Source organism: Bartonella australis AUST/NH1, assembly GCF_000341355.1.
Taxonomy (GTDB): domain Bacteria; phylum Pseudomonadota; class Alphaproteobacteria; order Rhizobiales; family Rhizobiaceae; genus Bartonella; species Bartonella australis.
This window is the reverse complement of sequence record NC_020300.1, coordinates 98778-111519: the sequence shown is the minus strand read 5'-3', so window position 1 is coordinate 111519 and position 12742 is coordinate 98778. Positions and strand designations below refer to the sequence as shown.

The following is a 12742-nucleotide window of genomic DNA, read 5'->3' as shown; positions in this document are numbered from 1 at the left end:
TGGGGGTACGTATTAGGAGTTCTTATGTCACAATACAATCCCACAACAGCGGATTTTGAAACCCTTTTAATGGAGTCCTTTCAAGTTAACGATCTTAATGAAGGATCTGTTGTTAAAGGCCGTATCATCGCAATCGAGAAAGATATGGCCATTGTTGATGCAGGCCTTAAAGTAGAAGGTCGCATTCCACTGAAAGAATTTGGAACCAAAGGCAAAGACGGTTCCTTGCAAGTCGGCGACGAAGTTGAAGTTTATATTGAACGCATTGAAAATGCGATGGGTGAGGCTGTTTTATCACGTGAGAAAGCGCGTCGCGAAGAAAGTTGGCTTCGTCTTGAAGAAAAATTCAACGCCGGTGTGCGTGTGGATGGGGTTATTTTTAGCCAAGTTAAAGGTGGCTTTACGGTTGATCTTGATGGTGCCGTCGCTTTCTTGCCTCGTAGCCAAGTTGACATTCGTCCTATTCGCGATGTGGCGCCTTTGATGCACAACCCACAATCTTTTGAAATTCTGAAAATGGATCGTCGTCGTGGCAATATTGTCGTTTCACGCCGTACTGTCTTAGAAGAGAGCCGAGCCGAACAGCGTTCAGAAATCGTTCAAAACCTCGAAGAGTCCCAAATTGTCGAAGGTGTAGTCAAGAATATTACCGATTATGGTGCATTTATTGATCTTGGCGGCATTGATGGCCTCTTACACGTCACTGATATGGCGTGGCGGCGTGTTAATCACCCATCTGAAATCCTCACAATTGGCCAAACTATTAAAGTTCAGATTATCCGTATCAATCAAGACACGCACCGCATCTCACTCGGAATGAAGCAGCTTGAAAGCGATCCTTGGGACAGCATCAGCTTAAAGTATCCTATCGGTAAAAAAATCACTGGCGCCGTTACTAACATCACTGATTATGGTGGTTTTGTTGAAATTGAGCCAGGAATCGAGGGATTAATTCACGTTTCCGAAATGAGCTGGACGAAAAAAAATATCCATCCCGGAAAACTTCTTTCCACTTCACAAGAAGTAGAAGTTGTTGTCCTTGAAGTGGATCCTTCTAAACGGCGTATTTCCCTCGGTTTGAAGCAAACATTCGAAAATCCGTGGGTAGCTTTTGTCAATAAATTCCCAGTAAATTCGCAAGTAGAAGGTGAAGTCAAAAACAAAACAGAATTCGGCCTCTTCATCGGCCTCGAAGGTGATGTTGACGGTATGGTCCACCTTTCTGATCTTGACTGGAATCGCCCCGGTGAACAAGTCATCGACACTTATAACAAGGGTGATATTGTTAAAGCTGTTGTTCTCGATGTTGACGTCGAAAAAGAGCGTATCTCTCTGGGAATTAAGCAACTTTCTGGTGATAAAGTTGGAGAAGCGGCGGCTCACGGTGAATTGCGTAAAGGCGCCATTGTTACGTGTGAAGTGACTGGAATCAATGATAATTGTATTGACGTAAAATTGATTGACCACGATCTTGAAACGACTATTCGCCGTAATGATTTAGCACGTGATCGCGATGAACAGCGTCCTGAACGTTTCTCTATTGGACAAAGGGTCGATGCCCGTATCATCGCATTTGATAAAAAAACGCGCAAACTTTCGGTGTCTATCAAAGCCTTAGAAATTGCGGAAGAAAAAGAAGCGGTTGCTCAATATGGTTCGATGGATTCAGGCGCTTCCCTCGGCGACATTCTTGGTGCAGCTTTAAAAAAGCAAGAGCAAGATTGATAAGTTAAGAATTAAATGGAGGCCGCTTGTTTTTTGAGCGGCCTTTTGTTTTTCAATTACCTGCTCTCTCGCTCTCTAATCGCTCGGATTTACCGATAAAAGCGGGGAATTTTTGTTACTAAAATAAAATGCCAGGCGCTTGTTGAATAAAAAAGAAGCTATCTAATGAATGGCACTTATAATACCTCTCACGAAGCGGTTTTTTCTGAATAAACAAAAATCCGCTGCCTTATTGAGACTGAATCCCCCATTCATTTGGTCAGTAAATTCTCAGGGATCTCCATAAACTAGGTCGTGACATAACTTCTGACGAAGAAGTTTCACTTTCTGAGTATGAAAAAAGGAACAATTTTCGCGGGCGATTGGCCGGAAAGGCCAAATTTATCCTCCGTGCTGTTCATACAAGCGATATTGGTGTGCCATAACAATGAAACCCTTCCGCTACCTGCTTAGTGTCTCATCGATGACTATTAGATCATTGATGAAACCATACGCAGTTACGCAGCAGTTTTTCAAAATCCTTTATCAAACAACTTCCTCTTTATAAAAAGGCAACAATTTTGTATATTCTTTTGCTTTAGAAAATACTCTCGAACCGGACTATATTAAAGGCTATCCATCAAGAATTTGCGAAAATGGCGGTCAGTGTGCCCATAGCGCGATTTAGAGCATTTTAGCGCTCGCTAAAATAGACAAAACCTGTACCTTATTTTCTAAGATAAGCCTAATTACCCATGATCAAAAAAACAAAATTTATCATATCAAGCCATTACGTAATAGCTGCGGATATCTACGGCCGCTGAACCATGTCGATGATAGTGCAGCTAGGCGTGATATACGGGCTCAGCATAGTGGTTTTATCGCGCAACGACCTGAACTATTCTCGAGATTTATCATCAAGACAATCAGCTATTTTCACGCCCGCATTTGCCTTGCTCTGAGCCCGAATATAAAGCAAAGATCAAATTTCATGATGCTGTTTATACTATTAAAGTTAAATGGACTTAAGAAAATATACTCAGTATTAACGGTAAATCATATGTTCAAGCTGGTATAGAGCTAAACTTAAACAAAACGGGAAACTATGAAAGTATACACACTCTTAAACCTCCAAATCAAAAAGAGTAAAATTCCTTTTTATATTGCTCAAAAAAACAAAATTGTTATAAGTCCTTGAATCTTTTGCGGCAGCACTCGTTTTGGCAACTGTTTTATACTTCACTGAGCTAAAAGAGAGAAAATTATGAACCACACAGATATTGCTAGGCGTGTTTACGACCATACATGGAAACTTGACCCAATCATTCGCTCTCTTCTCGATACGGATTTTTATAAACTCCTTATGGTGCAGATGATTTGGGGGCTTTATCCAAATGTTAATGTTACATTTTCTCTCATTAATCGCACAAAAACCGTTTCTCTTGTTAACGATATTGATGAAGGTGAGCTGCGCGCTCAGCTTGACCACGCTCTTAGTTTGCGCTTCACCAAAAAAGAAATGATATGGCTTGCTGGTAATACATTCTACGGCCGTCAGCAAATTTTCAAGCCGGATTTTCTTCATTGGCTTGAAAACTTCCAGCTCCCTGAATATGAACTCACTAAAAGAGACGGCCAATATATCCTACATTTTCACGGCCCATGGGCTCGCAGTTCTTTATGGGAGATCCCTGCTCTTGCTATTATCAGTGAGTTACGTTCGCGTGCTGCTATGAAAAACCTCGGCCGTTTCGCACTTGATGTGCTTTATGCCCGTGCCAAAACAAAAATGTGGAGCAAAATTGAACGTCTCAAAAAACTCCCGGATATTAAAATATCCGACTTCGGCACCCGACGGCGCCATTCTTTTTTATGGCAACGCTGGTGTGTTGAAGCGTTAAAAGAAGGAATCGGCGATTCTTTCGCAGGCACCTCCAACGTCCTTCTGGCCATGGATACAGATTTAGAAGCCCTCGGCACAAACGCACACGAACTGCCTATGGTCACCGCTGCCCTCGCCAACAACGACGACGAGCTACGCACGGCACCTTACCGGGTCCTGGAAGATTGGAACCACTATTACGGCAACAACCTCCTGATCGTTTTGCCCGATGCTTTCGGCACCGAAGCATTCCTACGCAACGCACCCGACTGGGTAGCGGACTGGAAAGGCTTCAGACCCGACAGCGCTCCCCCCATCGAGGGAGGCGAGCGTATCATCAAATGGTGGCAAGAAAAAGGGAAAAATCCACGTGAAAAATTACTGATTTTTTCTGATGCACTGGATGTAGATACGATTGAAAAAACTTACCATCATTTTCACGGCAAAGTACGCATGAATTTTGGGTGGGGAACTAACCTTACCAATGATTTTGAAGATTGCGCCCCTCAGGAAACTGTCAATCTTGATGCTCTTTCTCTCGTCTGCAAAGCCACTTGCGCCAACGGTCGGCCGGCAGTCAAGCTTTCAGATAACCCCGAAAAAGCTATCGGTGATCCCCAAGAAATAAAACGCTATTTGAATTTTTTTGCTAAAAAATAATAACACATTATCAAACTTATCAGAATTTGATTGTCGGCCCGCTTATATAAACAAAAGGTGACTGATAAGCGATCGCCCGGTAGTAAACAGGCGTGTATCATTTATTATCTTAACGTATAAGCACAACACCGTAACATAAGCGATCTGCCCCAGCTTATTGAAATGATTCACAACTATTTACGCAATCTTTCTGCGCGATTCCCCTCACTGGTAGCGCTGCGTTCGCCAACGCCACCCTACGCAATCCCGTAATATTTAGAGAAAATTCATGAACTGAGCCCTGTACTAATACAAAGCGGCCTTATCCTGAATTTTTTAACCCAAAAAAACCTCTATACTAAGTTTAATATAATGAGCAAAACTAAAGATTTATTCACTTAATAAATCTTTTATTTCGGTAATGATGAGGATGACGGGCGTGTCATAATATAAACAGCAATCACTAGCAAAACAGCGGCAGTCAATAAAGCAAACCACAAAGCGGGGTGCACAATCACCAAAAACGATAAAAAGCCACTAGCCATACTGACAATAGCAAAAATTTTAATAAATAACGGAATGATTCTGCTCTCTTCCCATTGCTTAATAGGTGGGCCAAAAATCCGGTGGTGATGCAACCAATAATGAAAACGCGGTGATGAACGAGCAAAACACCATGATGCAAGCAATAAAAAAGGAACTGTCGGCATGATAGGTAAAACCACGCCGATGACACCCAATACGATTGTTACACACCCCAACGCAAAATAGAATATACGCAAAAGACGAGATACCTTAAAATCGTTTTTCATTATTCATTGCCATTTTCTTTTACTTAGATACCGTATGTAAAAATCCCGACTTTTATACATCTACAACGCGCAGCTGTTTCCCCCCTGAAGATAAAGCGATTTACCGAATATGATGACCCTTTTGAAGTTTTCAAGAAGGAATAAATTTTAGAAAAATAAAAAGGCTGCAGAATAAATCAATGCAGCCTTTCAAATACGAACGCAGCTTTGGGAGGAGAAAACGCCGCATTCGCTCGCTAGACATTAGGAGGAAACAAGCTAGCGGAGGACTATCTAATGGAAATAAACTTTATAAACAATATACAAAAATGCATGCCTGCTATGCATAAATTCCACTGCGCTTAAATCTCCCGAGCCGAATTTCGGCGACAAAAAGTTGACGCAAAAACGGCGAGAAAAATCAGCGTTAAAAGCAATACAACTGTAGAAGCGGAATCAGAACCAATGAATAAGCTAAGATAAATTCCCCAAAAACTAGAAAAAACTGCGACAAACATAGCGACCAATAACATGGAAGAAAACCGCTTTGTAATGAGATAGGAAATCGCTCCCGGCGCGATCAATAAAGATACGACTAAGATAATTCCAACAGCTTTCAAAGCTGCGACAATAGTGAGGGAAATCATCGTTAAAAGAGTATAATGAAGCACCGATATCTGGAGTCCTATTGCGCGTCCCTGAATTGGATCAAAAATGTATAGTGTAAAATCTCGCCATTTTGCTCCCAAAATGAGAGTGACAACCGTAGCAATTACCGCTGTCTGCGTAATATCGAGCCAGTTAATGCCTAAAAGATTACCGAATAGAATATGCCTCAAATCTAAACTACTATAAATCGTCGTCGCCAAAACGAGCCCTAAACCAAACATAGATGAAAAAACAATACCCATTACTGTATCTTGTTTGATGCGGCTATTTCTCCCTAAAAAACCTGTTATGATAGCGCAGATCATACCAGCCATAAAAGCACCGCAAGCAATCAAAGTCATCGTGACATTTGCTGGACGTACATGCTGACACCAAGAAAACGGTAAAGAGGCCAAAAATATCATTACCCACGGCGTCGCCATATAGCCAATAATCACACCAGGAAAAACTGCATGAGAAATCGCATCTCCTAAAAGCGCCCATCCTTTCAAAATAAGAAAACAAGAAAGTATAGCCAACGGAATAGCAAGAATAATAGTAATAATCATACCCTTAATCATAAAAGGGAACTGAAAAGGCAACAGTAACTGATCTATCATGGTACAATCGCACCTTTTTTTGCTGTTCTTACACGTAAACGCGCAGCGATAAAACCATGTTTAGGAGCAAAAATAAAAGTTATAGTAAACAAAAATGCTTGGAAAAGCACAACAATACCGCCTGTTTGCGCATCCAAAAAATAACTTACGTAAACACCGAGTACACTCGTAAATGTTCCAATTGCTACTGCAATCACTAAAAGATTTTCAAAACGATCACTTAAAAGATAAGCGGTCGCCCCTGGCGTCACCACGAGGCAAATAACTAAAAAAGCTCCTACCGTTTGCATAGCAGAAACAGTGCAAGCGGCGAGCAATGTAAAAAAAAGAACCTTTAACAGCTTTACGTTCAGCCCGATGACACGTGCGTGATTTTCGTCAAATAAAACAACTAATAAATCTCTCCATTTTAAAAGAAGTATCAATAAAGAGATAAAGCCAATTAAAGCCAATTGTAAAATATCTGATGAACTCACTGCCAAAATATTTCCAAGAACAATCGTGTCGATATTGACAGCCATTGGTTTTAAGGACTTGAGAAATAGCCCAACAGCAAAAAAGGAAGAAAAAATTAAACCAATAATTGCATCTTCCTTTAATTTGGTCCGATGGTTAAAAAATAACATCGCTGCTGCAGCTAATCCACCAGAAAAAAAAGCTCCAAGCGAAAAAGGAAGCCCCAAAAGATAGGCTCCAGCTACCCCCGGTACGATCGAATGAGAAAGTGCATCACCAATCAGCGACCAACCTTTCAACATCAAAAAAGCAGAAAGAAAAGCGCAAACGCACCCCACTAACCCTGAAACCCACATTGCATTAATCATATATTGATAATGAAACGGCTCAAGCAACCAAAATATCATGAAACATGCTCCAGCATTCTATCACTGTCAAAAAATAAGTTTCCCCGCTACTTGAACAAACGTTATTTTTTTGCGCTTTTAAGAGTTTAAAATATGGTGACGCAGAGTACCATCAAAAGTCTTTTCAAGGTTTTTCTGCGTAAATACCGCTTCTGTTAATCCGGAAGCCACAACAGTCTTTTTTATTAAAACTGTGTGATCACAAAATTCACGAACAGAGCCTAAATTATGGGTAGAAACCAATATTACAGCGCCTTCTTCACGGAGATCCCGCAACAAAGCGATAATTTTATCTTCTGTTTTAATATCGACCCCCGTAAATGGCTCATCTAATAAAATGACCTTCGCCTGCTGTGCGAGAGAACGTGCAAGAAAGACACGCTTTTTCTGTCCACCAGAAAGTTCGCCAATTTGGCGCTTGGCGAATGCCGACATATCTACACGTTCTAGAGCAACACGGACAGCTTCATAATCTTGTGCTCGCGCGTGACGAAAAAAATTCATACGGCCATAGCGCCCCATCAGTACAACGTCTTCAACAAGAACAGGGAAATCCCAATCAACGTCCTCGCTCTGGGGCACATAAGCAATAAGATTCTGCTTCAAAGCCTTTTTAACACACAAATCTAAAACACGAATTTTTCCCTTTGAAGGCCGCACAAACCCCATAATAGTCTTAAAGAGCGTTGATTTTCCTGATCCGTTGACCCCAATAAGCGCCGTAATAGAACCTACTGGGCTCTCAAAACTTACTTCGCACAAAGCTGTATGCCCGTTGCTGTAAGTCACTGTTATCCCTTGAGCGTATATTCCAGACTCAGCCATTGTCCCCTTGCCTAATTCGATAAAGCACCGGCAATACGCCCGCTTGTAACACGCAATAAATCAATATAGGTAGGCACTTCACCGTTCTTCTCACTAAGTGAATCCACATAAAGTACTCCACCATATTTAGCCCCTGTTTCTCTCGCAACTTGCTTGGCGGGCGCAGCAGAAATAGTACTCTCAGAAAAAACTGCCTGGATACCATATTTTCGAACCATATCAATAACATATTTAACCTGTTGTGGTGTCCCCTGCTGATCAGCATTAATTGGCCATAAATAAAGTTCTTTCAGGCCGAAATCACGGGCTAAATAACTAAATGCACCTTCGCTCGTCACAAGCCAGCGCTTATTTTCCGGCAAAGCCCCTAATTTAGATTTGATCGGTTCAATATTTGAGCGAATCTTCCGTTTATAAATCTCGGCATTTTCTTTATAGGTAGCGGCATGCTCGGGATCATACTGTATAAAAGCGTCACGAATATTATTGACGTAAATCAAAGCTGCAGTCGGTGACATCCACGCGTGAGGATTCGGTTTACCGCTAAAAGGCCCATCGCCAATTTCAATCGGCACGACGCCTTTTGAAACGATCACACTTGGAACATCCTTGATATTTTGGAAAAATTTTTCAAACCAAAGCTCCAGTTCTAATCCATTCCACAATATGAGATCAGCCCCTTGCGCACGCATAAGATCGCGCGGAGTAGGCTGATATTCATGAATTTCAGCACCTGGTTTGGTTATTGACTCAACATCAGCAACGTCACCCGCTACATTACGAGCCATATCAGCAATAATAGTGAAAGTCGTAACAGCTTTGAATTTGCTAGCGCTCAAAACCGAGCTAGGTATCCCAAAAATCAAACTTCCCAAAATTACAATAAAAAACGCTTTTATTCCCACCGACATTCTCTATATTGCTAATGATTTGCATTACCATTTGTAGATAACAACTAATTTCTGCCCTGGCAATAAAAAACCACCCCGAAAATGATAATTTTTTTAGTCGCTTAAAATACCTTCTTTTCCCTAAAAAATATGCACAATTTCAGCAATGGCCTCCTACTACAAAGACTCATTTTAAAAAGCCTATAACACATCTTAGCTTCCGCGCTTCCCTCTCTAACGCACAAAAGAACTTAAAGACGCCCTATTCACGATAGTGATCTAAAACGAGAAAATAAAAATCAACCCCGCAAATACGCACCTGTTGTTTTAGCGACACTTTCCACCACTTTCAAAGTAAGCATTTCCAGATCTTCATCTGTCAAGGTTCTCTCAATAGGCTGGATAACAACTTCAATCGCTATAGACTTTTTACCTTCCCCAAGAGTTGTATCCTCAAAGAGATCAAAAACCTGAACTGAACGAATAAGTTTTTTGTCTGCCCTACTCGCGGCATGAACAACGAGAGAGGACGCAACTTCTTTATCGACGACAAAAGCAAAATCGCGTCGCACCGTCTGAAAAGGCAATAATTTTAAAGAAGGACGAATCTTAGTTGTTCTTTTCTTTTGCTCTGGAATTTTATCAAGAAAAATTTCAAAGCCGCATATAGGACCACTAACATTTAATTTTTCCAATGTCTCTGGGTGAAAAACACCGAAAAAACCAAGAATAATCTTCGGCCCAAGCTTAATGACGCCTGAACGACCAGGGTGGTACCAATCGGGCGCCTTAGCTTCAATCTGCAATTTGTTCATATCTACGCCACATGCCTCTAAGACGGCAAATGCGTCCGCCTTGGCGTCAAAAACGTCAACTGCTTTCGCACTTCCGCTCCAAAAACGCCCCGCTCCTTCAAATCTTTCTGTGCCGTGGCGAATACCACTGGCGACACGCAGTTGTTCATTGGGTGTATTACCCGCGTAAATGCTTGAGATTTCAAATAAAGCAAGATCAGAAAAACCGCGATCAGCATTTCGCTGTGCCGCTACAAGCAAACCAGGCAAAAGAGAAGGGCGCATCACCGACATGTCGATGGCAATAGGATTAACTAATTTAAGCTGTTCCTGACCGCCTCCGAATGCAAGTGCTTGACTTTCAGAAATAAATGACCATGTCACCGCCTCAACCATACCTCTACAAGCCAAAGCCCAACGAGAAATATGCGAGCAAATTTGGGGAAAGGTCAAAATTGAATCTTTTACCTGCGTAAATTCTTCTAACGGCATAGGCTCGATTTTATCTAACCCGTAAATCCGCATCACTTCTTCCACTAAATCGGCCTTGCCGGTGATATCAGGGCGCCATGTCGGTACTTTAACCGTCACCACATCTCCTTTTCCCTCAATACTAAATCCGAGTTGTACTAAAATAGTTGCAGCTCGTTCATGTTCTATTTCTAAATTAGTCAAACGTTTAATTTCAGCAAACGGAAAGACAATTTCTTTAATTTCCGGTTTTCGATAACTAATAACCTGTGCCATCGATACTTCACCACCGCAAAGACTCAACGTTAACCCTGTTGCAACCTCAAGCCCTGATTCCATAAAAGCTGGATCGACACCCCGTTCAAACCGATACCGTGCATCACTGATAAGCCCTAATTTACGGCCTGTCTGAGCAATACTCCGAGGATCCCAGAGTGCTGATTCAATAATAACGCGGCGTGTCGTATCGTCACAGCTCGTCCTTTCACCGCCTATTATACCAGCAATGGACACAACTCCTTCTTCATCTGCGATGACACAATCCTGACTCCCTAATTGGTAGATTTTTCCGTTAAGCGCTTGCAATTGCTCACCCGCACGACCGCGACGTACGGTTAAAGCGCCTTTGATTTTATCTGCATCAAAAACGTGAAGCGGACGACCAAGATCAAAGCTTATATAGTTAGTTATATCGACCAGCGCATTAATCGGCTTTAAACCGATTGCTGTCAAACGCTGTTGCATCCACTGTGGTGATATACCATTCTGAACATTGCGCACTTCACGCCAGGCAAAACCCAAACATAATGATGTAGTCTGGGAAAAATCCAAAGAAACTTGAATCGATGTTTCAAAAGAAGTCACGCACTGTGGCAAAAACAATTCTTTTAACCGCCCGATTCCAGTAGCAGCTAAATCACGAGCAATCCCGCGAATACCTGCGCAATCAGGACGATTAGGCGTTAAACTCACATCAATTACTGGGTCATCTAAACCTGCATAAGCCACAAACGGCATTCCGACAGGCGCATCTTCCGGAAGTTCAATAATCCCATCATGATCGCCTAACAATTTGAGCTCCGCTTGTGAGCACATCATACCAAAACTCTCCACACCGCGTATCTTCCCTACAGATAGGGTCATATCAAGCCCAGGCACGTAAGCCCCAGGCAAAGCAAGAACACCGATAAGTCCGACACGCGCGTTTGGCGCTCCACAAACAATTTGCACAGGCGCACCCGAACCTATATCTACTGACAAAATCTGTAATTTATCTGCATCAGGATGTTTAATAGCCGTTAAAATCTTCGCAACTACAAAATCTGTTAAAGAAGAACGGTCCTCAATATGCTCAACTTCAAGGCCAATGGCTGTTAATTTATCGCAAATTTCACCTAAAAACGCCTCTGTCTCCAAATGATCTTTCAACCAAGACAATGTAAATTTCATTTTTAAACCTCACGTGAAAACTTTCACAAGATCACATATTGCTCAAACCAGCAAAAAGAGTAGATATGTCAAGGCAACGAAAACCATAATGATTCAACCAACGCAGATCAGCGTCAAAAAATGCCCGCAAATCGGGCATACCGTATTTTAACATAGCAATACGGTCAATGCCCATTCCCCACGCAAAGCCTTGATATTTATCCGGGTCGAAACCAGCGTTTTTCAGTACATGGGGATGTACCATCCCACATCCTAAAATCTCTAACCAATCGTTGCCTTCCCCAAATTTCACTTCCGAACTAGAACGGTCACATTGAATATCCACTTCCATAGATGGTTCAGTAAAAGGAAAGAAAGATGGGCGAAAACGCATCTTTACCGAAGGTACTTCGAAAAATGCTTTACAAAATGCCTCATGAAGCCACATCATATGCGCCATATTAGAAGCCTCATCGATCACCAGCCCTTCCACCTGGTGAAACATCGGTGAATGAGTAGCGTCAGAATCCATACGGTAAGCTTTACCAGGAATAATGATGCGCAGTGGTTTTTGTTGCTTTTCCATCATACGAATTTGCACTGGCGATGTATGAGTGCGCAATAATTTCCGCTCCCCTGTTTCATCTACATTAAAAAAGAAAGTATCGTGCATTTCGCGCGCGGGGTGATTTTCAGGAAAATTTAACGCAGTGAAATTATAATAGTCCGTTTCAATATCTGGTCCTTCCGCTATAGAAAAACCCATAGCTGCATAAATAGCCACAATTTCGTGGATCACTTGCGAGATAGGGTGGATACGACCTCTCTCTACAGGCGAACAGCGAACAGGCAAAGTCACGTCAACTGTTTCACCACGGAGACGCAAAGTCATTGCTCGGTGCTTAAGAATATCACGCTTTTGTGCCCATAATTCTAAAAAACGTTTTTTCAATCCGTTAAGCGCGGAACCAACTTTGTGACGCTTATCAGCGTCCATATTTGCTAATGTCTTTAACTTTTCAGAAATACTGCCTTTTTTGCCTAATACTGCAACACGCACCCTTTCAAGTTCCTGCTCGTTATCAGCAGTCTCTAAGGCTAGACAAATTTCTTGCTCCAGAAGCTCAATATCGCTCATATTTTTGCCTATTAAAAAAATAAAAAACCGCGCCAGTAGCAGCCAGCGC

Annotated in this window: 9 protein-coding genes; 2 read left to right on the top strand and 7 right to left on the bottom strand. The window is 41.9% G+C overall.

Annotation, left to right across the window (positions count from 1 at the left end; all coding sequences use genetic code 11):
• Positions 1-24 precede the first annotated feature (24 nt).
• Together rpsA and pncB are read left to right on the top strand one after the other, a co-directional pair.
• Positions 25-1725, top strand: a complete 1701-nt coding sequence (gene rpsA, locus BANH1_RS00500) for a 30S ribosomal protein S1 (RefSeq protein WP_015397498.1) — start codon at positions 25-27, stop codon at positions 1723-1725.
• 1243 nt (positions 1726-2968) lie between these two features.
• On the top strand, positions 2969-4246 hold the full coding sequence (gene pncB, locus BANH1_RS00495; RefSeq protein WP_015397497.1) for a nicotinate phosphoribosyltransferase: 1278 nt from the start codon (positions 2969-2971) through the stop codon (positions 4244-4246).
• 389 nt (positions 4247-4635) lie between these two features.
• Here pncB and BANH1_RS00490 read toward each other — a convergent pair whose 3' ends face one another.
• The 7 genes from BANH1_RS00490 to pheS all read right to left on the bottom strand — a co-directional run bounded on the left by BANH1_RS00490 (position 4636) and on the right by pheS (position 12693).
• A complete protein-coding gene (locus BANH1_RS00490; protein WP_015397496.1) occupies positions 4636-5037 on the bottom strand; it encodes a YbaN family protein in 402 nt (133 codons plus the stop codon).
• Positions 5038-5378: 341 nt separating this feature from the next.
• Complete coding sequence (locus BANH1_RS00485) at positions 5379-6284, bottom strand: metal ABC transporter permease (RefSeq protein ID WP_015397495.1); 906 nt, start codon at positions 6282-6284, stop codon at positions 5379-5381.
• Positions 6281-7147, bottom strand: coding sequence for a metal ABC transporter permease (locus BANH1_RS00480; protein ID WP_015397494.1), 867 nt, complete (start codon positions 7145-7147; stop codon positions 6281-6283). Before BANH1_RS00480 ends, BANH1_RS00485 begins: the two co-directional genes overlap by 4 nt.
• Before the next feature lie 78 nt (positions 7148-7225).
• Entirely contained in the window at positions 7226-7972 is a 747-nt protein-coding gene (locus BANH1_RS00475) for a manganese/iron ABC transporter ATP-binding protein (protein ID WP_015397493.1), read from the bottom strand.
• A gap of 11 nt (positions 7973-7983) precedes the next feature.
• Positions 7984-8877: a metal ABC transporter substrate-binding protein gene (locus BANH1_RS00470; protein ID WP_015397492.1), complete on the bottom strand. Its 894-nt coding sequence runs from the start codon at positions 8875-8877 to the stop codon at positions 7984-7986.
• A gap of 284 nt (positions 8878-9161) precedes the next feature.
• Positions 9162-11576 (bottom strand): phenylalanine--tRNA ligase subunit beta, encoded by a 2415-nt coding sequence (gene pheT / locus BANH1_RS00465; RefSeq protein ID WP_015397491.1) that lies wholly within the window; start codon positions 11574-11576, stop codon positions 9162-9164.
• A gap of 31 nt (positions 11577-11607) precedes the next feature.
• Positions 11608-12693, bottom strand: coding sequence for a phenylalanine--tRNA ligase subunit alpha (gene pheS / locus BANH1_RS00460; RefSeq protein ID WP_015397490.1), 1086 nt, complete (start codon positions 12691-12693; stop codon positions 11608-11610).
• Positions 12694-12742 lie beyond the last annotated feature (49 nt).